Source organism: Kocuria tytonis (genome assembly GCF_003226895.2).
Classification (GTDB): domain Bacteria; phylum Actinomycetota; class Actinomycetes; order Actinomycetales; family Micrococcaceae; genus Kocuria; species Kocuria tytonis.
The window spans coordinates 1,098,401-1,121,705 of record NZ_PNJG02000001.1; the positions used below are offsets into that span (position 1 = coordinate 1,098,401).

The 23,305-nt window shown below is 71.5% G+C and carries 20 protein-coding genes, 1 tRNA gene and 1 riboswitch; of the genes, 5 read left to right on the forward strand and 16 right to left on the reverse strand.

The window, feature by feature from the left end:
- Positions 1-42: 42 nt before the first annotated feature.
- The 10 genes from rpoB to C1C97_RS04950 all read right to left on the reverse strand — a co-directional run bounded on the left by rpoB (position 43) and on the right by C1C97_RS04950 (position 14,451).
- Complete coding sequence (gene rpoB, locus C1C97_RS04905; protein ID WP_110919090.1) at positions 43-3,552, reverse strand: DNA-directed RNA polymerase subunit beta; 3,510 nt, start codon at positions 3,550-3,552, stop codon at positions 43-45.
- A 227-nt stretch (positions 3,553-3,779) separates the two neighbouring features.
- The gene (locus tag C1C97_RS04910) at positions 3,780-4,523 is read right to left on the reverse strand and encodes an MBL fold metallo-hydrolase (protein WP_110919089.1); all 744 of its coding nucleotides are present in this window, start codon (positions 4,521-4,523) and stop codon (positions 3,780-3,782) included.
- 158 nt (positions 4,524-4,681) lie between these two features.
- Positions 4,682-5,827 (reverse strand): glycine cleavage system aminomethyltransferase GcvT, encoded by a 1,146-nt coding sequence (gene gcvT, locus C1C97_RS04915; protein WP_121030248.1) that lies wholly within the window; start codon positions 5,825-5,827, stop codon positions 4,682-4,684.
- A complete protein-coding gene (gene gcvP / locus C1C97_RS04920) occupies positions 5,827-8,721 on the reverse strand; it encodes an aminomethyl-transferring glycine dehydrogenase (protein WP_110919087.1) in 2,895 nt (964 codons plus the stop codon). The genes gcvT and gcvP overlap by 1 nt, the downstream gene beginning before the upstream one ends.
- 163 nt (positions 8,722-8,884) lie before the next feature.
- A riboswitch (glycine riboswitch) is annotated at positions 8,885-9,003 on the reverse strand.
- A gap of 190 nt (positions 9,004-9,193) precedes the next feature.
- On the reverse strand, positions 9,194-9,580 hold the full coding sequence (gene rplL / locus C1C97_RS04925) for a 50S ribosomal protein L7/L12 (protein WP_110919086.1): 387 nt from the start codon (positions 9,578-9,580) through the stop codon (positions 9,194-9,196).
- Positions 9,581-9,711: 131 nt separating this feature from the next.
- Positions 9,712-10,245: a 50S ribosomal protein L10 gene (rplJ, locus tag C1C97_RS04930; RefSeq protein WP_110919085.1), complete on the reverse strand. Its 534-nt coding sequence runs from the start codon at positions 10,243-10,245 to the stop codon at positions 9,712-9,714.
- 277 nt (positions 10,246-10,522) lie between these two features.
- A complete protein-coding gene (gene fdhD / locus C1C97_RS04935; protein WP_110919084.1) occupies positions 10,523-11,359 on the reverse strand; it encodes a formate dehydrogenase accessory sulfurtransferase FdhD in 837 nt (278 codons plus the stop codon).
- Position 11,360: 1 nt separating this feature from the next.
- Positions 11,361-12,629: a molybdenum cofactor biosynthesis protein MoaE gene (locus tag C1C97_RS04940; RefSeq protein ID WP_199712170.1), complete on the reverse strand. Its 1,269-nt coding sequence runs from the start codon at positions 12,627-12,629 to the stop codon at positions 11,361-11,363.
- The gene (gene moaC / locus C1C97_RS04945) at positions 12,626-13,123 is read right to left on the reverse strand and encodes a cyclic pyranopterin monophosphate synthase MoaC (protein ID WP_121030250.1); all 498 of its coding nucleotides are present in this window, start codon (positions 13,121-13,123) and stop codon (positions 12,626-12,628) included. The genes C1C97_RS04940 and moaC overlap by 4 nt, the downstream gene beginning before the upstream one ends.
- Complete coding sequence (locus C1C97_RS04950; protein WP_121030252.1) at positions 13,120-14,451, reverse strand: molybdopterin molybdotransferase MoeA; 1,332 nt, start codon at positions 14,449-14,451, stop codon at positions 13,120-13,122. Before C1C97_RS04950 ends, moaC begins: the two co-directional genes overlap by 4 nt.
- Positions 14,452-14,517: 66 nt before the next feature.
- Between C1C97_RS04950 and moaA the strand changes: the two genes are divergently transcribed.
- The 3 genes from moaA to C1C97_RS04965 are packed head-to-tail and all read left to right on the forward strand — an operon-like array spanning position 14,518 to position 17,195.
- On the forward strand, positions 14,518-15,594 hold the full coding sequence (gene moaA / locus C1C97_RS04955) for a GTP 3',8-cyclase MoaA (protein ID WP_121030254.1): 1,077 nt from the start codon (positions 14,518-14,520) through the stop codon (positions 15,592-15,594).
- A 10-nt stretch (positions 15,595-15,604) separates the two neighbouring features.
- Positions 15,605-15,862 (forward strand): MoaD/ThiS family protein, encoded by a 258-nt coding sequence (locus tag C1C97_RS04960; protein WP_407657245.1) that lies wholly within the window; start codon positions 15,605-15,607, stop codon positions 15,860-15,862.
- 4 nt (positions 15,863-15,866) lie between these two features.
- Positions 15,867-17,195, forward strand: coding sequence for a molybdopterin-binding protein (locus C1C97_RS04965; protein ID WP_233542738.1), 1,329 nt, complete (start codon positions 15,867-15,869; stop codon positions 17,193-17,195).
- A gap of 145 nt (positions 17,196-17,340) precedes the next feature.
- Here C1C97_RS04965 and C1C97_RS04970 read toward each other — a convergent pair whose 3' ends face one another.
- The 6 genes from C1C97_RS04970 to C1C97_RS04995 all read right to left on the reverse strand — a co-directional run bounded on the left by C1C97_RS04970 (position 17,341) and on the right by C1C97_RS04995 (position 21,392).
- Positions 17,341-18,507 (reverse strand): GNAT family N-acetyltransferase, encoded by a 1,167-nt coding sequence (locus C1C97_RS04970; protein WP_121030258.1) that lies wholly within the window; start codon positions 18,505-18,507, stop codon positions 17,341-17,343.
- 201 nt (positions 18,508-18,708) lie between these two features.
- Positions 18,709-19,419 (reverse strand): 50S ribosomal protein L1, encoded by a 711-nt coding sequence (rplA, locus tag C1C97_RS04975; RefSeq protein ID WP_110920774.1) that lies wholly within the window; start codon positions 19,417-19,419, stop codon positions 18,709-18,711.
- An 86-nt stretch (positions 19,420-19,505) separates the two neighbouring features.
- Entirely contained in the window at positions 19,506-19,937 is a 432-nt protein-coding gene (gene rplK, locus C1C97_RS04980; RefSeq protein ID WP_110920775.1) for a 50S ribosomal protein L11, read from the reverse strand.
- Positions 19,938-20,071: 134 nt separating this feature from the next.
- The gene (gene nusG / locus C1C97_RS04985; RefSeq protein ID WP_110920776.1) at positions 20,072-20,944 is read right to left on the reverse strand and encodes a transcription termination/antitermination protein NusG; all 873 of its coding nucleotides are present in this window, start codon (positions 20,942-20,944) and stop codon (positions 20,072-20,074) included.
- A 45-nt stretch (positions 20,945-20,989) separates the two neighbouring features.
- A complete protein-coding gene (gene secE, locus C1C97_RS04990) occupies positions 20,990-21,256 on the reverse strand; it encodes a preprotein translocase subunit SecE (RefSeq protein WP_110920777.1) in 267 nt (88 codons plus the stop codon).
- Positions 21,257-21,319: 63 nt separating this feature from the next.
- Positions 21,320-21,392, reverse strand: a tRNA-Trp gene (locus tag C1C97_RS04995).
- Positions 21,393-21,641: 249 nt separating this feature from the next.
- Here C1C97_RS04995 and C1C97_RS05000 point away from each other — a divergent pair.
- Together C1C97_RS05000 and C1C97_RS05005 are read left to right on the forward strand one after the other, a co-directional pair.
- Positions 21,642-22,853, forward strand: coding sequence for a pyridoxal phosphate-dependent aminotransferase (locus C1C97_RS05000; protein WP_121030589.1), 1,212 nt, complete (start codon positions 21,642-21,644; stop codon positions 22,851-22,853).
- Complete coding sequence (locus C1C97_RS05005) at positions 22,850-23,215, forward strand: hypothetical protein (RefSeq protein ID WP_110920779.1); 366 nt, start codon at positions 22,850-22,852, stop codon at positions 23,213-23,215. Before C1C97_RS05000 ends, C1C97_RS05005 begins: the two co-directional genes overlap by 4 nt.
- Positions 23,216-23,305 lie beyond the last annotated feature (90 nt).

Here is a 23,305-nt window from a genome sequence, read left to right on the forward strand (position 1 = left end):
AATCCTGAAGTGTGTCGGGCTGAGCTGTGGGCGAGCGGGGTCTCAGACCTCTTCGACCGAGCTGGGCTCGGAGTGGGAGAGGTCGATGCCGAGCTCGTCGGCAGCCCGGAAGCTGTCGTCCTCGGAATCACGCATCTCCATCGTGTTGCCGTCCGCGGAGAGGACCTCCACGTTCAGGCACAGGGACTGCATCTCCTTGATGAGCACCTTGAAGGACTCGGGCACACCGGGTTCGGGGATGTTCTCGCCCTTGACGATGGCCTCGTACACCTTCACGCGGCCGTGCACGTCGTCGGACTTGACGGTGAGCAGCTCCTGGAGTGTGTAGGCGGCGCCGTACGCCTCGAGCGCCCACACCTCCATCTCGCCGAAGCGCTGACCGCCGAACTGCGCCTTACCGCCCAGCGGCTGCTGGGTGATCATGGAGTACGGGCCCGTGGAGCGGGCGTGGATCTTGTCGTCCACGAGGTGGTGGAGCTTCAAGATGTACTGGTAGCCCACGGACACGGGGTCCGGGAACGGCTGACCGGAGCGGCCGTCGAACAGCTTGGCCTTGCCGGAGCGCCCGATCAGGCGGTCGCCGTCGCGGGTGGGGTTGGTGTGGTCCAGCAGGTCGAAGATCTCGTCCTCGCGGGCACCGTCGAACACCGGGGTGGCCACGTTCGTGGGGCCGCTGCTCTTGGGGAAGTTGCTCAGACCGTGCAGCCACTCGGGGTCGCCCTCGATGTTCCAGCCCTGCTTGGCGAGCCACCCGGTGTGCACCTCGAGCACCTGGCCGAGGTTCATGCGGCCGGGGACGCCCAGCGGGTTCAGGATCACGTCCACCGGGGTGCCGTCCGCCATGAACGGCATGTCCTCGATGGGCAGGATCTTGGAGATGACGCCCTTGTTGCCGTGGCGCCCGGCGAGCTTGTCGCCGTCCGTGATCTTGCGCTTCTGAGCCACGTACACGCGCACCACCTGGTTGACGCCGGCGGGCAGGTCGTCGTCCTCGTCCTCGCGGTCGAAGACGCGCACGCCGATCACCGTGCCGGACTCGCCGTGGGGCACCTTCAGGGAGGTGTCGCGCACCTCGCGGGACTTCTCGCCGAAGATCGCGCGCAGCAGCCGCTCCTCCGGGGTCAGTTCGGTCTCACCCTTCGGGGTCACCTTGCCCACCAGGATGTCGCCGGCCTGGACCTCGGCACCGATGTGGATGATGCCGCGCTCGTCCAGTGCGGAGAGCACCTCTTCCGACACGTTGGGGATGTCACGGGTGATCTCCTCGGCACCGAGCTTGGTGTCGCGGGCGTCGATCTCGTGCTCCTCGATGTGGATGGACGTCAGGACATCCTCGGAGACCATGCGCTGGGACAGGATGATGGCGTCCTCGTAGTTGAGGCCTTCCCAGGACATGTACGCGATCAGCAGGTTCTTGCCCAGTGCGAGTTCACCGTGGTCCGTGGAGGGCCCGTCCGCAATCACGGTGCGGGGCTCCACGCGGTCGCCCTCGGAGACGATCACGCGCTGGTTGTACGTGTTGCCCGGGTTCGAGCGCACGAACTTGTTGATCGGGTAGAGCTTGGAGGTGCCGTCGTCATTGAGCACCGTGACGAGGTCTGCGGAGACTTCCTCGACCACGCCGGGCTTGGTGGCCAGCACCGAGTCGCCGGCGTCCAGGGCGGCGTAGCGCTCCATGCCGGTGCCCACCAGGGGCGCCTCGGAGGTCAGCAGCGGCACGGCCTGACGCTGCATGTTGGCGCCCATGAGGGCGCGGTTGGCGTCGTCGTGCTCGAGGTACGGGATCAGGGCGGTGGCCACCGACACCATCTGGCGCGGGGAGACGTCCATGAACTCGATGTCCTCGGGGGCCACCAGCACGGCCTCGCCGGAGCCGTCGGAGGCACGCGCGAGGACGGCGTCCTCGGCGAAGTGCCCGTCGTCGGTGAGCGGGGCGTTGGCCTGCGCGATGGTGAGCCCGCGCTCGTCGTCCGCGGTGAGGTAGACGACGTCGTTGGTTACGGTGCCGTCCACGACGCGGCGGTAGGGCGTCTCGATGAAGCCGAACGGGTTGATGCGCGCGTAGGTCGCGAGCGAGCCGATCAGACCGATGTTCGAGCCCTCGGGGGTCTCGATCGGGCACATGCGGCCGTAGTGCGACGGGTGGACGTCACGGACCTCCATGCCCGCGCGGTCACGGGAGAGACCGCCGGGGCCCAGCGCGGACAGGCGGCGCTTGTGGGTCAGGCCCGCCAGCGGGTTGTTCTGGTCCATGAACTGCGAGAGCTGGGAGGTTCCGAAGAACTCCTTGATCGCGGCGACCACGGGACGGATGTTGATCAGGGTCTGCGGCGTGATGGCCTCGACGTCCTGGGTGGTCATCCGCTCGCGCACCACGCGCTCCATGCGGGACAGGCCCGTGCGGATCTGGTTCTCGATCAGCTCGCCCACGGCGCGGATACGACGGTTGCCGAAGTGGTCGATGTCGTCCACGTCCACGTGGATCTCGCGGGCCTCGCCGTCACGCGTGCCGGGCATGCTGGAGCCGCCGTCGTGCAGGGTGACGAGGTAGCGGATCATGGCCACGATGTCGTCCAGGGACAGCACGGAGGCGTCCGGGTCCGTGAACGGCTTGTCCAGGCCCAGCTTGCGGTTGAGCTTGTAGCGACCCACCTTCGCGAGGTCGTAGCGTTTGGGGTTGAAGTACATGTTGTCCAGCAGGGACTGGGCGGCGTCCACCGTGGGCGGCTCTCCCGGGCGCAGCTTGCGGTAGATGTCCAGCAGCGCTTCCTCGCGGGTCTCCGTGGCGTCCTTCTCGAGGGTCGCGCGGATGGAGTCGAACTCGCCGAACTCCTCGAGGATCTTCGCCTCGGTCCAGCCCAGCGCCTTGAGCAGCACGGTCACCGACTGCTTGCGCTTGCGGTCCAGGCGGACACCCACCTGGTCGCGCTTGTCGATCTCGAGCTCGAACCACGCACCGCGCGAGGGGATGATCTTGGCGGAGTAGATGTCCTTGTCGGACGTGCGGTCCTGGCCCTTCTCGAAGTAGGCGCCGGGGGAACGCACCAGCTGGGAGACGACGACGCGCTCGGACCCGTTGATCACGAACGTGCCCTTCTCCGTCATCAGCGGGAAGTCACCCATGAACACGGTCTGCTGCTTGATCTCGCCCGTGTTGTTGTTCATGAACTCGGCCTTGACGTACAGCGGCGCCGAGAAGGTGGCGTCGCGGTCCTTGCACTCGTCCATGGTGTACTTGGGGTCGTAGAACTCCGGCTCGGAGAACGAGAGGGACATGGTCCCCTGGAAGTCCTCGATGGGCGAGATCTCCTCGAAGATGTCGGAGAGCCCGGACGTGGTGGGCACACTGGTGTCACCGGTCTCCTGGGCCTCGGCCACGCGGGCCTGCCAGCGCTCGTTGCCCACCAGCCGGTCGAAGCTATCGGTCTGCAGGGCGAGCAGGTTGGGGACGTCCAGCGGTTCGTGGATCTTCGCGAAGGAAACGCGGCGAGGGATGTTATCGCTCGTGGGGTGGTTGGCGGAGACGTTCGTATCGGTGCTCGAGGCGACCAAGATGTGATCCTTCCACAGACATGCAGTGAATACGCGAGGTTCCCGGGGAGAGAAAAAGGGGCCGGTTTTCGATGCTCGTCGACAACCGCCCCTGCGGCGCCCACCGCTATATGAAGGCACGCATGCATAAGGGACAACGCAAAGTACTAGCTTAGGCGACCTGCGCCCGTTTGTCCACACCGGTGCTGGACGAAATCCCGTCCGGGCCGTAAGATGCCCGCCCCGGCTCAGGCGACCCCGTTGCTGCGCGCTTCCGAGGCCGCCAGTGCGGCGCCCCGCCGCCACGGATCGCCGTGTCCGGGCAGCACCACACCGGCCCCCGTGGCCGCCAGTGCGTCGAGGGACGCCACCGCCATCTCGGCGTCGGCGGTGGCCGCCCCCGCCACGATCCGCGGGCCGGTGAGACCCGTGTAGGGATCGAGGGTGACGAGTGCGTCCCCGGAGAGCACGGCGTCGGCCTCCGGGACGTGCAGCGCGCAGTGGCCGTACGTGTGTCCCGCGGTGAAGACCACGCGGGGGCGGCCCGGGACCGGGACGGTGTCCCCCACCGTGAGGTCCCGTGAGACGCTCACGCCCCGCACTGCCGCGGCCCCACCCGCGAGCATGGACGCGAGCACGGGCACGGCCCGCGGGTGCCGCAGCGGGTACAGGGCAGTGGGGCTCTCGTGCGCGTAGCTGTAGGGGTGGGCGGCCAGGTGCCGTTCGTCCCGGTGGGCGTACACCGGGACCCCCAGCCGGGAGACGAGTTTCGCGGCGATCCCCACGTGGTCGAAGTGCGCGTGCGTCAGCACGAGCGCCTTCAGGTCCTCCGGGGTGCGCCCGAGCTCACGGATGGCCCACCCGAGCTCGTTCCAGACCCGCGGCAGCCCGGCGTCCACGAGGGTCAGCCCCTCCGCGTCCTCCAGGAGGTAGCAGTTGACGTTGTGGTTCTGGATCATGTGGATCCCGGGGGCCACGTTGCGCAGGAACACGGTGTTCTCCTTCTCCGTCCCGCCCCGGTCTCCCGAGGGGGGCCTTCTCGAGGGCCCGCACTGGGGTCGGGTGGAACACGACGAAGCGGGCCTGCCAGGAGGTTACTCCCGGCAGACCCGCTCACGGCACCACCCCTGGGGGTCGTGCGGACGGGGCGTCAGCCCCGCTTGTAGAAGGGCATCCCGGTCTGGACGACCTCGACGCCGCGTCCCCGCGCGTCCTGGATGCTCACGTTCCCGGCGGCGATCTCCTCGAGCGCGTCGGTGGCGACGAGCGCCATGGCCACGGGTTTGCCGAGGGTCGGCGAGGGCAGTCCGCTGGTGACCTCCCCCACCGGGCGATCACCCGCGAGCACGGTGTACCCCGCGCGAACGGGCTTGCGCCCCACGCCCTCCAGACCGATCAGGGTGCGCGCGGGCGCCTCCTGCAGCATGGCCGCGAGCGCGTCGTGGCCCACGGTGCGGGTGCCCGCCTCGTCCTTCTTGCGCAGGGCGATCTCCACGAGCTTGCCCAGCCCGGCCTCCACCGGGGTGATCCCGGTGGACAGCTCGTGGCCGTACAGCGGCATCCCCGCCTCGAGCCGGAGGGAGTCGCGGGCCGCCAGACCCGCTGCGGTCACCGGTGCCTCCGGGGTGCCGAGCTCTCCCGCCGTGGCGAGCAGTGCGTCCCACAGGGTCCGCGCCGCCTCGTTGGCGCAGTACAGCTCGAAACCGTCCTCGCCCGTATACCCGGTGCGGGCGACGAGCACGTCCACCCCGCCGCAGCGGGCGGTGGTGCACGCGTAGTACTTCAGCGCGGACACGTCCGCGGCGGGCGCCAGACCCGTGGCCTCGAGCACCTCGAGCGCGCGGGGTCCCTGCACCGCGACCAGTGATGTCTCGGGGCCGCGGTCCGTGACCCGGACGTCGAAGCCCTGGGCACGGTCCTGCAGCGCCGCGACCACCGTCTCCTGGTTGCCGGCGTTCGGCACCACGAGGTAGCGGTCCTCCGCCAGGCGGTAGGTGATGAGGTCGTCCAGCACCCGGGCATGCTCGTCCACGATCACCGAGTACTTGGCCCGGCCCACGCCGATGGTGGACAGCACGCCCACGAGGGCGTGGTCCAGGAACGCGCCCGCCTGGGGCCCGGTCACCTCGACCTCGCCCATGTGGGAGAGGTCGAAGATCCCCGCGCCGCGCCGCACCGCGTGGTGCTCGGCGGTGTCGCTCTCGTAGCGCACCGGCATGGACCACCCGCCGAAGTCCGTGAACCGGGCTCCCAGCTCCTGGTGGGCTCCGTGCAGTGCCGTCTGACGCTCGCTCATCACTTCTCCTGTCCCGCTGCTGCGGTGTACGCGGCGTCGAACGCCTCGATGGGTGGGCACTCGCACACCAAGTTGCGGTCACCCGCTGCGTTGTCCACGCGGCCGACCGGGGGCCAGTACTTGCTCCGGCGCAGCGTGGGAACGGGGTACCCGGCCTGGGCGCGGGAGTAGGAACGGTCCCACTCGTCCGCGGTGAGCACCTGGGCGGTGTGCGGCGCGTGGCGGATCACGGAGTCCTCCAGCGCCACCGTGCCGTCCGCGATCTCCTGCATCTCGGCGTGGATCGTGCGCATGGCCTCGATGAAGCGGTCCAGCTCCGCCAGGCCCTCGGACTCGGTGGGCTCCACCATGAGGGTGCCCGCCACGGGGAAGGCCAGCGTGGGGGCGTGGAAACCGAAGTCCACGAGCCGCTTGCAGACGTCCTCCGCGGTGACCCCCGAGGCCTTGGTCATGGGACGCAGGTCCAGGATGCACTCGTGCGCCACCAGACCCCCGGCACCCGTGTAGAGCGTGGGGAACACGTCCGCGAGCCGGTGGGAGATGTAGTTGGCGCCCAGCACGGCGGTGCGCGAGGACTCCGTGAGCCCCTCGGCGCCGGTCATGGCGATGTACATCCACGTGATGGGCAACACGCCCGCGGAGCCGTGCGGCGCCTCGGCCACGGGGAAGCCCGCGCCGCTCTCGGAGAGGTCTGCGGTGGCGGGGTTGCCCGGCAGGTACGGCGCGAGGTGCTCGGCCACGGCCACGGGACCCACACCGGGTCCGCCGCCGCCGTGGGGGATGCAGAACGTCTTGTGCAGGTTCAGGTGGGAGACGTCCCCTCCGAAGCGACCCGGGCGGGCCAGACCCATCAGGGCGTTCAGGTTGGCGCCGTCCACGTAGACCTGGCCGCCGGCGTCGTGCACCGCGGCGCAGACCTGCGTGATGTCGGTGTCGTACACGCCGTGCGTGGAGGGGTAGGTGACCATGATGCCCGCGAGCTCGTCGCCCACGGACTCGATCTTGGCCGCGAGGTCGTCCTGGTCGATGGTGCCGTCGTCGGCGGTGGCCACCACCACGACCTTGAGGTCCGCGAGCACCGCGGAGGCCGCGTTGGTGCCGTGGGCGGAGGACGGGATCAGGATGGTCTTGCGCTGGTCCTCGCCGCGGTCCACCTGGTAGCGCCGGATGGCCAGCAGACCCGCCAGCTCGCCCTGGGAGCCCGCGTTGGGCTGCACCGACACGGCCGCGTACCCGGTGATCTCCGCGAGCCAGTCCTGCAGCTGCTCGATCAGCTCGGTCCACCCGCGGGTCTGGTCCTCGGGGGCCAGGGGGTGGATGCTCGCGAACTCGGGCCACGAGATGGGCTCCATCTCCGCGGCGGCGTTGAGCTTCATGGTGCACGAGCCCAGCGGGATCATGGTGCGGTCCAGCGCGAGGTCCTTGTCCGAGAGCTCGCGCAGCCAGCGCATCAGCGACGTCTCGGAGCGGTGCGTGTGGAACACGGGGTGGGTCATGTACTCGTCCGTGCGCAGCCAGTCCGACGGCAGGTCGAACGCGGCGGCGTCGGAGCCGAAGTCGCCGCCGTCCGTGCCGCAGGCGTCGGCCACCGCGGTCAGCACGTCCGCGACGTCCCGGTCCGTGTGGGGCTCACCGAGGCTCACGCCCACGGTGTCCTGGTCCACGCGGCGCAGGTTGAGCCCGCGGTCCGCGGCCGCGGCGACCACCGCGTCCGCCTTGCCGGGGACCGTGAAGGTCACGGTGTCGAAGAACCGCTCGTGCGCCACCTCGATGCCCCGGGCGCGCAGCCCGGCGGCGAGGTCCGCGGCCATGCCGTGGAGGCGCTCGGCCAGTGCGCGCAGGGCCGTGGGGCCGTGGTGCACGGCGTACGCGGCGGCCACGATGGCCAGCAGCGCCTGCGCGGTGCAGATGTTGGACGTGGCCTTCTCGCGGCGGATGTGCTGCTCCCGGGTCTGCAGGGCCAGCCGGTACGCCGGCCCCCCGGAGGACTCCGTGGAGACGCCCACGATGCGCCCGGGCAGCGAGCGCTCCATGCCCCTGCGGGAGGACATGAACGCCGCGTGGGGACCACCGAAGAACAGGGGGACGCCGAAGCGCTGGGCCGAGCCCACGGCGATGTCCGCGCCCATCTCCCCCGGGCTGCGGAGCATGGTCAGCGCCAGCAGGTCCGTGCTCACGGTGACCAGCGCGCCGGCCTCGTGGGCGGCGTCGATGACGGCGGTGGGATCCGTGACGTCCCCGTCCGCACCGATCTGCGCCACGACGACGCCGTAGCAGTCGCTGTCGGCGACGGCCCGCGCGGCGGTCTCGGGGTCACCGAGGTCTGCGAGCACCAGCTCGATGCCGGCCGCCCGGGTGCGCCCCGTGAGCACGGCGAGGGTCTGCGGCAGGCTGCGGCTGTCCACGAGCACGCGCGCGCTCTTGGAGCGGCGGTTGGCGCGGCGCATCATCAGCACGGCCTCGGCCACGGCGGAGGACTCGTCCAGCAGCGAGGCGTTGGCCACGTCCAGGCCGGTGAGGTCGATCACCGCGTTCTGGAACGTGAGCAGCAGCTCCAGGCGGCCCTGCGAGATCTCCGGCTGGTAGGGCGTGTAGGAGGTGTAGAACCCGGGATTCTCCAGGATGTTGCGGCGGATGGCCGCGGGGGTGACGGTGTCGTGGTACCCCTGGCCGATCATCTGGCGCATCACGGTGTTGCGGGATGCGATGCGACGCAGCGCGGCCAGCGCCTCCGGCTCGTCGAGGGGTTCCGGCAGGTCGAGGGTGTCGCGCAGCCGGATGCTCTCCGGGACCGCGCGGTCGATCAGCTCGTCCAGGGTCTCCGCGCCCACGGCGCGGAGCATGGTGGCGAGGTCATCGGCATCAGGGCCGATGTGGCGTGACAGGAAGGACATGCGAGGGTCTCCTGGGCTGCTTGTGGGCGCGAGACGGCCCGGTGTGTCCTCCCCGCTCTGTTCCATGACCTGAGAGATTTCGCCGGGGATTGCAGCAGCTCGCACCCCCGACCTGCCCCGCCGGTGTCCGCCGCCCCGCGGGACGACGACCTCTTCAGAGTGGCCTGGTGCGGCGGTACGGGTGCCTGAGAGATTCCCGGGGAGGGTTTGCTCCTTCGGCGATGGTGCGGCCCCGGCGCCTTTGCCGGCCCGTGACCCACCACGCTCTCCCGCCGCACGGTGACGGCCAGATGGTCACCCACAGTTTCGCACATCACACCGACGGCGTGAACGCTCCGCCCCGCGCGGAGCGTCCACCCGGGCGCGGACGGCGCAGGACCCCCGCACCGTGCGGTGCGGGGGTCCTGCGGTGACGGTGTGCCGTGACGTCAGATGACGTCCGTGGCACGGGCGGCGCGCTGGGCGCCGGGAGTCACTTGACGGTGACGGTGGCGCCGGCGCCCTCGAGCGCCTCCTTGGCCTTGTCAGCGGCTTCCTTGGTGGCGCCTTCCAGGACGGCCTTGGGGGCGCTGTCCACGAGGTCCTTGGCTTCCTTCAGACCCAGGGAGGTCAGGCCGCGAACTTCCTTGATGACCTGGATCTTCTTGTCGCCGGCAGCCTCGAGGACGACGTCGAACTCGGTCTTCTCCTCCTCGGCGGCACCGGCGTCGCCGGCGGCGGGAGCGGCACCGGCCACGGCCACGGGGGCGGCGGCGGTGACGTCGAAGGTCTCCTCGAACGCCTTCACGAACTCGGACAGCTCGATGAGGGACAGTTCCTTGAAGGCCTCGATGAGTTCTTCGGTGGTCAGCTTAGCCATGGTGTTGGCTCCTTACTTGTACGTGGTGCCGGCGCTGGTGGCCCCGGCGAGGTGTGCGTGGTGTGAAGAACACGGGTGCTTCCCGGACGCGATGGCCTCGGGACCCGGAACCTGACGGCCCCCGGAGGGGATCAGGCGGCGTTCTCGCCCTGCTCGTCCAGCTTTGCGCGCAGCGCGTCCGCGGTGCGCACGGTCTTGGACAGTGGGGCCTGGAACAGCGCCGCAGCCTTGGACAGCGACGCCTTGGCGGCACCGGCGACCTTGGCCAGCAGAACCTCGCGGGACTCGAGGTCCGCGAGCTTCGTGATCTCGGTCTCGTCCATTGCGACACCGTCCAGGTAACCGCCCTTGACGATCAGCTGGGGGTTGTCCTTGGCGAAGTCACGCAGGGTCTTGGCGGTCGCGACGGCGTCACCGGAGACAAACGCGATGGCCGAGGGGCCCTGGAGCTGGCCCTCGAACGCGTCGATCCCGGATTCGCGCGCTGCGATGGCAGTGAGCGTGTTCTTCACCACGGCGTATTCGGCGTTCTCACCGAGCGTGCGGCGCAGCGTCTTCAGCTGAGCCACGGTGAGCCCGCGGTACTCCGTCAGGACGGCAGCGTGCGAGTTGGAGAACAAGTCCTTCAACTCTGCGACCGCGGCAGCCTTTTCAGGATTCGCCATGGTGCTCCTTCCTTGCATGTCGATGCCGGCTCCGCATCCCCTGGAGGAGACACGACAAAAGCCCCGCGCAGATGCCCGGGGCTCGACCGTGGTCCGAATGCTCCGCACACGACGGTGCGGGTTCGACGTAAGGATTCGTGCTGGTTCACCTGCGCTGGACGGTTCCCGTTGCCGAGAACCTCTTAGACCACGCACACCGAGGCGTGCATGATGACCGGCGGTCTTTGGTGACTCCATCCTACCCCAGGAGAAAATCGTCCGCCAAATCGAGGGCCGCTCACTCGCCCGTGATCCGGTCCGGGTGGGTGTACACGTTGCACCTGCCCCTGCGGTTGAAGCCCACCACGGTGACCCCCCGCTCCGCACCGTGGGCCACCGCCAGGGCCGAGGGCGCGCTGACCGCGGAGAGCACCGGGATCCCGGCCATGGCCGCCTTGCTCACGAGCTCGAACGAGGCCCGTGCCGAGACCTGCAGCACCGTCTCGTGCAGCGGCAGCAGCTCCCGCTGCACCGCCCACCCGATCACCTTGTCCACCGCGTTGTGCCGGCCCACGTCCTCGCGCACCACGAGCGGCTCGTCCTGGCCCACCGGGAACAGCGCGGCGGCATGCACCCCGCCGGTCGCGTCGAAGACCCGCTGGTGCCGCCGCAGCTCGTCGGGCAGGGCCACCAGTCGCGCCGCCGTGACCAGGGGCCTCGGGGGCGCCACCGGGTACGCGGAGGGCTTGGTGACGCTGTCCAGCGACGGCGTCCCGCACACCCCGCAGGACGAGGACGTGAAGACCTGCCGCTGGGCACCCCGCTGCGGACCGGGGGCGCCGGGGGCCAGCCCCACGTCCACCACGTTGTACGTGCGGTGCCCGTCCTGGTCCACGCCCGCGCGGTAGTCCATCGAGACCACGTGGGAGACCCGCGTGATCACGGCCTCGCTCAGCAGCAGCCCGGTCACCAGTTCGAAGTCGCTGCCCGGGGTGCGCATGGTCACGGTGAACTGCTCGCCGTCCAGCCGGATCTCCAGGGGCTCCTCCCCCGCGAGCCGGTCCGGGCCGGCGCCGGTCTCACCGTGCGCGTCGAACGTGCGCACGCGGCCGGGGACGATGATCCGCGCGGCCATCTCAGGCGTCCATCCCCACCCAGGTGTGCTCCCCGTCCCGGAAGTCCTGGCGCTTCCAGATGGGCACGCGCTCCTTGATCCGGTCCACCAGCTGCCCGCACGCCTCGAAGGCCTCGCGCCGGTGGGCGGCGGCCACCGCGACCTCCAGGGCGCTCTCGCCCACGGCGAGCGCTCCGATGCGGTGGGCGGCCCACACCCGGATCCCGGGGTGCTCCCGCGCGATCCCGCGCACCACCTCCGTCATGACGTCGCCGGCACTGGGGTGCGCGGTGTACTCGAGTCCGCTCACGCCCTCCCGGCCGCCGTCGTGGTCGCGGATCACGCCGCTGAAACCCACCACGGCGCCGCAGCCCGGGTGCGAGACCCGCGCGTGGGCGAGCTCGCGGTCCAGGGGCTCGGTGCCGATCCCGGCATGCAGCACGGTGCCGGTCCCGTCCGCCCCGGGTGCCGCGGTTCCCGGGCGCGCCGCTGCGGCGTCCGTGCCGGGTGGGCACCCGTCCGGGGTGCGCCCGGGTGAGCGGGCGACGTCGTGCCGCCCGGACCCGTGGACGTCACCGTTCCCGGCGAGGGTGCGTGCGGCGTCGTCCGCAGCGGCCGTGACGGCCGGGGAGACGGGCGCGGCCGTGCCGGAGGACGCCGCAGCGGGCGCGGAGCCGGCGGCCACGGGGACCACCTCGTCCTGCGAGCGCGTGACGGAACGGTCCTCCCCGTGGCCGTGGACGTCCTCGAGCTGGGCGCTGATGTGGTCCAGCAGGGGGTCCAGCACGGCCATGCCGTCCTTGACGCCCCCGCGCGAACCCGGGAGGTTCACCAGGAAGGTCCGGTCGAGCTGACCCGCGACCCCGCGGCTCATCACCGCGGTGGTGGTCTTCTCGAGGCCCTTGGCCCACAGCGCGTGCATGATCCCCGGGGACTCCCGCTGCACCACGCGGGCCGTGGCCTCCGGGGTGACGTCGTCCGAGTTCAGCCCCGTGCCGCCGGACGTGATCACGAAGCGCGGACCGGCGGCGGAGTCCGAGCGCGCCGTGAGCTCCCGCAGCAGCGCGAGGACCTCGGGCCCGTCCGGGACCACGTGGACGCCCACCCGCAGGCCGCGGCGTTCGAGCCACGTGCGCAGCAGCGGACCGCAGCGGTCCTCTGCGGTCCCCTCCGCCGCGGAGCTGGAGACGATGACCACCTCCGCGCGCCGCCCCACGAGGTGGTAGTCGCCGATCTCGTCCCGGTGCGGGGCACGCTCGGCCCCCACACGACGCTCTCGCTGCTCCGTCACGACCTGCTCCAATCGCCGCTCTTGCCACCGGACTTCGCGAGCACGCGCGTGTCCGTGATGGTGGCCGCCTTGTCCACGGCCTTGATCATGTCGTAGAGGGTCAGCGCCGCCACGCTCGCGGCGGTGAGGGCCTCCATCTCCACGCCCGTGACCCCGCGGGTGCGCACGGTGGCCTCGACGACCACGCGGTCCGCGCCCGGCGCCAGGTCCACGCTCACCCTGCTCAGCGGCAGGGGGTGGCACAGCGGCACCAGGTCAGGGGTGCGCTTGGCGGCCATGATCCCGGCGATTCGCGCCACCGCGAGCGCATCCCCCTTGGGCAGACCCCCGCTGCTCAGCAGCTCGATGACGTCCGGGCGGGTCACCAGCACGGCCTGGGCGGTGGCCTCCCGGGAGGTCACCGCCTTCTCGCTCACGTCCACCATGTGCGCGGTGCCGTCCTCCCGCACGTGGGTGAGGTGCTGGGGTGCGGCACCGTCCTGCTGCTCGTTCACCGGGGTTCTCCTGATTCGTCGTCGTTCGTGGGGGCCGGACCGCCCGCGGTGACCGGGGCACCGGCCCGCGGGCCACCGGCCACGGGCAGCACCGCGAGCGGGGTGCCCGCCGGCAGCTGCTGCGCGCCGGGGGCGATCCGCACGAGCGCGTCCGCGCGGGCCGCCGCGGTCAGCAGGTGGGACGAGGCCCCGCCCGCGAGGGAGACCCGCGGCGGGCAGTCCGAGTGGTCAAGGACGCCCCGGCGCAGCTGCGTTCGGTCCGGGAGGGGCTGCACCGGCTCCTGCAGCCGCGCCGTGAACCAGCGCGGGGGCTCGCAGCAGCCCCACACCGCGGCGAGCGCGGGACGCACGAACAGCTCGCACGAGACCCACGTGCTCACCGGGTTCCCCGGCAGGCACACCACCGGGACGCCGAGGAGCGTACCGCACCCCTGAGGACCGCCGGGCTGCACGGCCACGTGGCCGAACCACATCTCCCGGCCCGCGCGCCCGAGGGCCAGCCGCACCACCTCGAAGGCGCCCGCGCTGATCCCCCCGCTCGTGATCACCAGGTGCGGCCGCACGCGCGCCACGACGTCCCCGAGCCGCGCCAGAAAGGCGTCGGGGTCGTCGTCGACGCCGAGCCGCGTCACCGAGTCCACCCCGGCCGCCCGCAGCCAGGCGGCGAGCAGGGGCCCGTTCGCGTCGTGCACCGCGCCGGGCGGCAGCGTCTCACCCGCGGGTCGGATCTCGTCCCCGCCGCTGACCACCACCACCCGCGGCGGCTGCCGCACCGGCAGCGGGCTCGTGTCCGTGAGTCCCAGCGCGGCGCAGGCCCCCAGTGCGGCGGCGCCTAGCAGTGTCCCGGCGGGCAGCGCCACCGCACCGCGGGCGACGTCGCTGCCGGCCGCCCGCACGAACGCACCCTCGGCCACGTCACGCGCCACGCTCCCGGGCACCGTGACGAGGGGGGTGTCGAAGCGCGGGGGTGACACCCGTTCCACGGGAACGACCGCGTCCGCCCCCTCCGGGATCACGGCGCCGGTCATGACGGCGGTGGCCGCCCCGGCGGTGTGCACGGCCGGGGCGGCTCCCGCGGCGCGGATCGCGGTCACCGGCAGGTCGATCCCCCCGTCCGGCGGCACCGCCGCGAGGTCCGAGACCCGCACCGCGAAACCGTCCATCTGCGCGTTGGTGTGCGGCGGCAGGTCCAGGGGTGCCACGAGGTCCCGGGCGAGCACGCGACCCGCCGCGCGCGCCAGGGGGACGGTCTCAGTGGCGTCGTCCGGGGCGGCCCGAGCGAGCAGCGCGCGGAGCTCGCCCTGGTGTGCTTCGATGCTGCGGGACATGCTGCCAGCGTAGTCACCCCACGGGGTGCCGCGGGGGCGTCGGAGGGGAGACCTAGACTGGAGCGCATGTCCGTATTCCTCGGCAATCCCCAGGTCCTTCCCTCGCGCGGGGTGCCCACGCGGGGGCCGCTGACGGATCGTTTCGGACGAACCGCCACGGACCTGCGCATCTCCATCACCGACAAGTGCAACCTGCGGTGCACGTACTGCATGCCCGCGGAGGGCATGCAGTGGCTGCCGCGCGAGTCCCTGCTGACGGTCGCGGAGATCGTGCGGCTCGCGCGCATCGCCGTCTCCGAGTTCGGGGTGCGCGAGATCCGGCTCACGGGCGGCGAGCCGCTCATCCGTCCGGACCTGGAGGACCTCGTCCGGGCGCTGCGCCGCACCATGCCGGGGATCCCCGTGTCCATGACGAGCAACGGGATCGGTCTTGCCGCCCGGGCCCAGGGGCTCGCGGACGCGGGGATGAACCGCGTGAACATCTCCCTCGACACCCTGTGCGCGGACACCTACGCCACGCTGGCCCGGCGCGGGAAGCTCGCGGAGGCGCTCGCGGGCGTGGCCGCCGCGCAGCGCGCCGGAATGAACCCGGTCAAGCTCAACGCCGTGCTCATGCGGGGCGTCAACGACCACGAGGCCCCGCAGCTGCTGCACTGGGCCCTGGAGAACCACTGCGACCTGCGGTTCATCGAGCAGATGCCCCTGGACGCCGACCACGGCTGGACCCGCGAGAACATGGTCACCGCCGCGGACATCCGCGAGAGCCTGGCCGCGGACTTCGACCTCGCCCCGGACCGCGTGCCCCGCGCCGGGGCGCCCGCCGAGAAGCACCTCGTGCGTCGGCGCGGCGAGGAGCGGGTCCTGGGGACCGTGGGGATCATCGCCTCCGTCACGGAACCGTTCTGCGAGGACTGCACCCGCACCCGCATCACGGCCGAGGGCCACGTGCGCTCGTGCCTGTTCTCGCACCACGAGACGGACCTGATGCACCTGCTGCGCTCGGGTGCCTCGGACGCGGACGTGACCCGGCGCTGGCGCGAGGCCATGTGGGTCAAGCCCAGGGCACACGGCATGGACCACACGGGACTGGACTCCGGGGACTACGTCCAGCCGGACCGCAGCATGAGCGCGATCGGGGGCTGATCCGGTGCTCGTGAGGTACTTCGCCGCCGCGGCCGCGGCCGCGGGCACGGACGAGCAGCACGTGGCGTCCCCCACCGTGATGACCCGCTCCGAGCTCGAACAGCTGCTGAGCACCATGCATCCCGTGGCCCCTCCGGGAGAGCCGACCCTGGCCCAGGTGCTCCCCCGGTGCTCGTGGCTGGTGGACGGGATCGCGGCCCGGGATCCGCACTGCCCGGTGGCACCGGGTGCCACCGTGGACGTCCTGCCGCCCTTCGCCGGGGGCTGACGCCGTGTCCCGCCCCGCCGCCCCGTCCTGGGCGCACACCTTCCCGACCCTGCGGCATCCCGCCCGCGACGCCGCTCGCCGCCGGGCCCACGAGACCGGTGCGGCGCTCGCGGGCGCCCGCCGTGGCGGCACCCGCGAGGACGTGTCCCTGGAACGCGCACCCGGGCGGGTCGCGGCCGCGGACGTCCGCGCCGCCGTCCCCGTCCCGCACTACGCCTCCAGCGCCATGGACGGCTACGCGGTCAGCGGCCGCGGCCCGTGGACGATCGTGTCCTCGAGTGCCGGTTCCGGACACACGGGGCCGGGTACCGCGCCGTCCCGCACGGCGGGCCCCGGCCCGGCCCACGAGCCCGCCGGAGCCACGCCCCCGCCCGTCCTCCCCAGCGCGGCGTCCGCGATCGTGCTGGCGCCCGGCACCGCGGTTCCCGTGGTCACCGGGGGCGTCATCCCCGGGGGTGCCACCACCGTGGTCCGCGAGGAGTTCGCGCTGCGCCGCGGGGATCGGCTGGACCTCGATCCCGCGGCCCCGCGCACCGAGCTCGCGGGTCGCCACATCCGCCCCGCGGGCACGGAGTGCGCGGCGCACGAGCTCCTGTTCCGGGCCGGCTCAGTTCTCTCCCCGGCGGACGCCGCCTTCGCGGCCGTGGCCGGGCTGGACGTCCTGCCCGTCCGCGCGGTGCCGCGGGTCGCGCTGCTGCTCACCGGCTCCGAGGTGATCACGAGCGGGCTGCCCGCGCCCGGCTTCGTGCGGGACGCGTTCAGCATGTCCCTGCCCGCCATGCTCGCCGCGTACGGGGCCCGGGTGGACGGCGTGCAGCGGGTCCCGGACGAGCCCGGGGCCCTTGCCGCGGCGTTCGAGGCGGCCTGCGCGGACCACGACCTGGTGGTCACCACGGGGGGAACCTCGCGGTCCCGCGCGGACCTCGTCCGCCCGCTCGTGGAGCGGGAGTGCCACCTGCTGGTGGAGCAGCTCGACCTGCAGCCCGGGCATCCCACGCTGCTGGGCGCGGCACCTCACGCCGCGGTGCTGGCGCTGCCCGGGAACCCGCTGGGCGCCGTCGTGGGTCTGCTGCTGCTGGGTGGTGCGCTCCTGGCGGGCTTCTCGGGACGGGCACCCGTGCCGTTCGAGCCCGTGACCTCCGGGGCGGCCGTCGCCGGGGGCCGCGCCGAGCGCCTCGTTCCGGCCCGACGCCGCGACGGCACCTGGGTGCCGTGCCGGTCCGTGGGCTCCAACATGCTCCGCGGTCTGGCCGCCGCGGACGCCGTGCTGGCCGTGCCCAGGGGCGGCCTGGAGCCCGGGGACCCCACGGTGGTCCTGCCGCTGCCCTGGTGAGGGCCGCGCGGCGCCGTACCGGTGCCGCCCTCGGCGGGGCCCGGCGCACGACCGGGCCGGGACGGGGCGTCCGGGAGCGGCGTTCCGCGTGGGGCAGGGGACCGGAACGGTTCGGTGGGGCTCGTGCCCGCTCGGGAACGCCGGGTCAGCGGATGCTGAAGTCCTGCTCCCAGATGGCGGACTGACCGGCGTCCCGGAAGCCCAGCCGGGCGTTGACCCAGTTCATCCGGTCGTTGCCGCTGTGGGTCCACGAGTACACCGTGTCCACCTCGGGGGCCACGGCGGCGAGCTGCTCCAGGTTCGCGAGCTTGAGCCGCATCCCGAGCCGGTGGCCGCGGTGCGCGCGCACCACGAGCGTCTCGTCCTGCAGGGCCAGGGTGGGGCGGTGCTGTGCGAGGATGAGCTCCGTCATCCCCACGAGTTCGCCGCTGCGCAGGTCCTGGACCACGGCCATGAGGGAGCGGTCTCCGTCCTCCTGCCGCAGCTGCTCCGTGCGCCGCACCCGGGCGGCGTCCCACGGGTCCGGGTCCGCCACGACCGGGCGCACGAACGAGTCCGTGGGGATCTTGGAGTGCAGCTGCGCGAGCGGGGACAGCAGCTCCTCCGGGGCCTCCCCCACCCACGTGTGCATGCGGTAGTGCTCCGCGAACGGGGTGGCGGCCAGCGACTCCTGGATCCGACGGGAGCGTCCTGCGTCCAGGGGCACGGACAGCAGCGCGAAGCTGCTGACCGTGCGCAGCTCGTACCCCGCGTGCTGGGCGAACCTGGTCTGCCGGTGGCTCGCGGGCAACCGACCGGAACCGTCCGCGGCCTCGAGCCACTCCACGGGCTCCGAGGTGGCCGTGCCGCCCTCGGCGCTGCCGTCCGCGCTGCCGTCCCCCGGCCCGGAGGGATCCCGGATCTCGGAGGCCGGGTGCTCGGTCACGAGGCCCACGAGCCGACGGGACTCACCGTGGGCCAGCTGCTCGGCGGCCCCCAGCAGCTCACGGCCGATGCCCTCGGAGGTCTCGTCCGGAGCCACGTGCACCACGATCTGCGCGGCCTCCGTGTTGGCGATCAGTGGCATGCGGACCTCGGCGCGCCCCACCAGCCGGCCGGCCACGAAGGCGCACAGGATCTTGATGCGTTCATAGGGGTCGTTGAGGTCACGGAAGATGTCGTGCGCCTCGTTGCTGAGCTGCCCGGTGCCCCACACGTGACGGCGGGAGGACTTCACGAGCTCCGCGACGTCCCCCAGCAGCCGCTGGGCGTCCTCGTCGAAGGAATCGGGGATGCGCAGCAGCTCGATGCGCACCGGTGACGACTGCGTCACTGTGTTCTCCTTCCGTGCCGTTCTCACCCCGAACGGCACCACGGCGACGGGCCCGGTGAAGGCCCGCCGTCCAGTACATCATGGATGCGTAACGGCGTTTCCGTTCAGGGCATGAAAAAGGGTCCGGCCTGGGGTGGCACGGACCCTGTTCCCACACCCGCGGTCGCGGGGGCCGGTGTGGGCCCCCGCGACCAGCCGGGATCACGCCTGGGCGTTCACCTCGGTGGCGTTCGGATCCACGGGGATGCCCGGGCCGAACGTGGTGGCCACGGTGGCCTTGGTGATGTAGCGGCCCTTGGAGGCCGAGGGCTTCAGACGCAGCACCTCTTCCAGCGCCGCACCGTAGTTCTCGGCGAGCTTCTGGGCGTCGAAGGACGCCTTGCCGATGATGAAGTGCAGGTTGGAGTGCTTGTCCACGCGGAAGTCGATCTTGCCGCCCTTGATGTCGTTCACGGCCTTCGTGACGTCCATGGTCACGGTGCCCGTCTTGGGGTTCGGCATCAGGTTGCGGGGACCCAGGATCTTGCCCAGGCGACCAACCTTGCCCATCATGTCCGGGGTGGCCACGGCGGCGTCGAAGTCGGTCCAGCCGCCCTGGATCCTGGCGATCAGGTCGTCGTTGCCCACGAAGTCCGCACCGGCGGCCTCGGCCGCCGCGGCCTTGTCACCCGTGGCGAAGACGACCACGCGGGCGGTCTTGCCGGTGCCGTTGGGCAGGTTCACGGTGCCGCGGACCATCTGGTCCGCCTTGCGGGGGTCCACGCCGAGTCGCATGGAGACCTCGACGGTGGGGTCGGACTTGCCGCCTTCGGCCAGTTCCTTGGCCAGGGCGACCGCCTCGGCGGGAGCGTAGAACTTGCCCGCCTCGATCTTCTCGGCAGCTGCCCGGTATGCCTTGCTGCGCTGTGCCATCTGCTTCTTCTCCTTGTGCAGTTGTGGTCTGCGGACCGCGCTCGGCCCTGCCACGATGAAGTGTCTTGCTGGTGAGCCCGGAGGACTCAGTTGACCTCGATGCCCATGGAGCGGGCGGTGCCGGCGATGATCTTCGCGGCGGCGTCGATGTCGTTGGCGTTGAGGTCTTCCTTCTTGGTCTCGGCGATCTCACGGACCTGGTCCATGGTGATCTTGCCCACCTTGGTGGTGTGGGGCACGCCCGAGCCCTTGGGCACGCCGGCAGCCTTCTTGATCAGCTGGGCGGCCGGAGGGGTCTTGGTGACGAACGTGAAGGAGCGGTCCTCGTAGACGGTGATCTCCACCGGGACGATGTTGCCGCGCTGGGATTCCGTGGCCGCGTTATAGGCCTTGCAGAACTCCATGATGTTGACGCCGTGCTGACCCAGCGCCGGACCCACGGGAGGAGCCGGGTTGGCGGCGCCTGCCTGGATCTGCAGCTTGATCAGGCCGGAGACCTTCTTCTTCTTGGGAGCCATGTGATGGTCCTTCTTCTAGCTGTGCGTACCGCCGCACAGGAGCGTACGACGGCGGGTGGTCGCCGTGGCGCGGCGACCGGACGGAAAGTCCCCGGACCAAAGCGCATCCGGGGAGCTCCGAAGTCTGGGTGGGACTAGATCTTGGTGACCTGGTCGAAGCCGAGCGTCACGGGGGTCTCGCGCTCGAAGATGGAGACCAGCACCACGAGCTGCTGGGATTCCACCTTGATCTCGGAGATCGTGGCCGGGAGGGTCTCGAAGGGGCCCTCCTTCACGATCACGGACTCGCCGACCTCGAAGTCCACGGTCACCTGCTGGGCGGCACCGCCCTGTGCACCCGCACCGGTTCCGGCGGTCTCACCCAGGCCCTTGGCCTTCTCGGGGGTCTCGAACGTGGGAGCGAGCATGTCGAACACCTCGTCCAGACGCAGCGGGGCCGGATTGTAGGCGTCCTGGCCCACGAATCCGGTGACACCCGGGGTGTGGCGCACCGCGCCCCAGGAGGCGTCGGTGAGGTTCATGCGGACCAGCACGTAACCGGGGATGCGCACGCGGCGCACGGTCTTGCGCTGGGAGTTCTTGATCTCCACGACCTCTTCCATGGGCACCTCGATCTGGAAGATGTCCTCTTCCATGTTGAGGGACTGGATGCGGGTCTCGAGGTTCGTCTTCACGCGGTTCTCGTAGCCCGCGTAGGTGTGGATCACGAACCAGTCGCCCTCCTGCCTGCGCAGCTTGGCCTTGAACTCCGCGACGGGATCGACCTCGTCCTCGGCCGCCTCCTCGGAGACCTCCACCTCCACGAGCGGGACCGGAACGGCCTCGCCGCTGCCCTCGGCGGCGCCGAGGTCCGCGTCCTGGACGGCCTGCTCGGCCGTGGTGTCCTGCGCCGCGTCGGTGGTCTCGACGGTCACGGTCTCCGCCGACTCGTCGCGCGCAGCATCCCCGAGCCGGGTGTCGCCCTGCGCGGGCTGAGTGTCGTCGTTCTCGAGCTCGTGGTCGGTCACTGGGAGTTCCTGCTTTCTGTGGACGGCTGCGCGTGGTGGAGGTGTCTACTGGGGCTGGTCGCCGTTACCGAAGAGCCAGACGGCCACCTGGCCGAATCCCAGGTCCAGCAGGGAGATCAGCACCATCATGAATGCCACGAACACCAGGACGACCAGGACGTAGTTGACGAGTTCCCGGCGGGACGGGGCCACGACCTTCTTGAGCTCTCCCACGACCTGGCGGACGAACAGCCAGATCCGCCCGAAGATCCCGCGCTTGTGCTCCGAGCCAGTCGGTCGACCCGGGGTGTGTCCTGTGACGGTGTGCGACATCGGCTCTCCCCTGCGTGAAGCAGCTTCCCGGCGGTGGTGTTCGTGCCGTGGTGGATCGTGAAGCAGGGCAGACAGGACTTGAACCTGCAACCTGCGGTTTTGGAGACCGCTGCGCTACCAATTGCGCCACTGCCCTTCGGTTCCGCGCCGCACTCGTGCATGCGACGTGAACACGGTGCCTGAGCCTATCACCGGCCCCGACTCCCCGCCGCGCACGGGACGCAACCGGGGGCAGGGCGCACTCGGACGGCGACACCGACCAATCATGGTACGCGGCCGCACCGATCCGTGCAAAGCCCGCTCCCCGCCACCTAAGCTGAGCAGCAAGCGCCCGAGTGTCCCCGACCGCGGGCGGACGTCAGCCAGTCCAGGAGAGATGATCCCCATGTCAGCAGCGCAGCAGCGCATCGCGCACCGGATCGCGGCGATCGCGGAGTCGGCGACCCTCGCGGTGGACGCCAAGGCCAAGGCCCTCAAGGCCGAGGGCCGCCCCGTGATCGGCTTCGGCGCGGGCGAGCCGGACTTCTCCACGCCCGAACACATCGTGGCGGCCGCCGCCCAGGCACTCGAGGACCCCGCGAACTTCCGCTACTCCCCCGCGGCGGGGCAGCCCGCGCTGCGCGAGGCCGTTGCCCGCGCCACGGAACGGGACAGCGGGTGGGCCGTGGAGAGCTCGCAGGTGCTCGTGACCAACGGCGGCAAGCAGGCCGTCTACCAGGCGTTCCAGACGGTCGTGGACGACGGCGACGACGTCCTGCTCCCCGCCCCCTACTGGACCACCTACCCCGAGGCCGTCCGACTGGCCGGCGGCAACCCCGTGGAGGTCTTCGCGGGCGCGGAGAACGACTACAAGGTCACCCCCGAGCAGCTAGAGGCCGCATGCACCCCGGCCACGAAGGCGCTGCTCTTCTGCTCACCGTCCAACCCCACGGGTTCCGTCTACACGGCGGAGGAGACCCGCGCGATCGGCGAGTGGGCCGCGGCCAAGGGCATCTTCGTGATCAGCGACGAGATCTACCAGCACCTCACGTACGACGGCGTGGAGTTCGTCTCCATGGCCCAGGCCGTTCCCGCGCTGCACGAGAACCTGATCCTGCTCAACGGGGTGGCCAAGACCTACGCCATGACCGGCTGGCGCGTGGGGTGGCTGGTGGGCCCGAAGGACGTGGTCAAGGCGGCGACCAACCTCCAGTCCCACCTGTCCTCCAACGTCAACAACATCGCCCAGGCGGCCGCGCTGGCCGCCCTGGAGGGGCCCATGGACGAGGTGCGGCAGATGCGGGAGGCGTTCGACCGGCGTCGCCGGACGATCGTGGCCGGCCTGAACGCGATCGACGGCGTGAACTGCCCCGTGCCCACCGGCGCGTTCTACGCCTACCCGGACGTCACCGGGCTGCTGGGGCGCGAGTTCGACGGCGTGACGCCGCAGACCTCCGCCGAGCTCGCGGAGCTGATCCTCGAGAAGGCCGAGGTGGCCGTGGTCCCGGGCGAGGCCTTCGGGCCGTCCGGCTACCTGCGGCTGTCCTACGCGCTGGGCGACGACGACCTCGCCGAGGGCCTCACCCGCCTGCAGGAGTTCCTGGGAGGGGTCAAGTGAGCACCACCGCCACCGCGAAGCGCCCCAAGACCCGTCTGCCGTCCCCCGTGTCGGTTCCCAGCGCGGCGCTCGTGGCCACCGGGCTGATCGGCGGCTACGGGATCGCCCGCGCCACGGGCGTGCGCCCCCTGGGCGGGGTGGCCCTGCTCGCGTGCGGCGTGGCGGCAGGACGCACGTGGCTCGCGTCCGCGGGACCGGTCACCACGGCCGGGCTCGGCACGCTGTACGTGGCCGGCTTCGGGCTGTCCCACCCGCTGGCCAAGAAGCTCGGCGCCTGGCCGTCCGTGCTCACCGTCACCGCGGTCAACGCCGCGGCGTCCTGGGCGCTCGTGGACCGCCACAACTTCGCCGACACCGTCTGAGCCCCTGCACGGGCGCAGCGCCGCCCGTGCGCTCCCACGGCACCGCAGGCCCCCTCCGTGGAGAGGGCCTGCGGCGTCCCCGGGGCGGGC

Excerpts from the sequence above, each read along its gene's own strand:
- gcvT (WP_121030248.1), bottom strand. The coding sequence starts at position 5,827 with ATGAGCGAGCGTCAGACGGCACTGCACGGAGCCCACCAGGAGCTGGGA.
- gcvP (WP_110919087.1), bottom strand. The coding sequence starts at position 8,721 with ATGTCCTTCCTGTCACGCCACATCGGCCCTGATGCCGATGACCTCGCC.
- rplL (WP_110919086.1), bottom strand. The coding sequence starts at position 9,580 with ATGGCTAAGCTGACCACCGAAGAACTCATCGAGGCCTTCAAGGAACTG.
- rplJ (WP_110919085.1), bottom strand. The coding sequence starts at position 10,245 with ATGGCGAATCCTGAAAAGGCTGCCGCGGTCGCAGAGTTGAAGGACTTG.
- fdhD (WP_110919084.1), bottom strand. The coding sequence starts at position 11,359 with ATGGCCGCGCGGATCATCGTCCCCGGCCGCGTGCGCACGTTCGACGCG.
- C1C97_RS04950 (WP_121030252.1), bottom strand. The coding sequence starts at position 14,451 with ATGTCCCGCAGCATCGAAGCACACCAGGGCGAGCTCCGCGCGCTGCTC.
- moaA (WP_121030254.1), top strand. The coding sequence starts at position 14,518 with ATGTCCGTATTCCTCGGCAATCCCCAGGTCCTTCCCTCGCGCGGGGTG.
- rplA (WP_110920774.1), bottom strand. The coding sequence starts at position 19,419 with ATGGCACAGCGCAGCAAGGCATACCGGGCAGCTGCCGAGAAGATCGAG.
- rplK (WP_110920775.1), bottom strand. The coding sequence starts at position 19,937 with ATGGCTCCCAAGAAGAAGAAGGTCTCCGGCCTGATCAAGCTGCAGATC.
- secE (WP_110920777.1), bottom strand. The coding sequence starts at position 21,256 with ATGTCGCACACCGTCACAGGACACACCCCGGGTCGACCGACTGGCTCG.
- C1C97_RS05000 (WP_121030589.1), top strand. The coding sequence starts at position 21,642 with ATGTCAGCAGCGCAGCAGCGCATCGCGCACCGGATCGCGGCGATCGCG.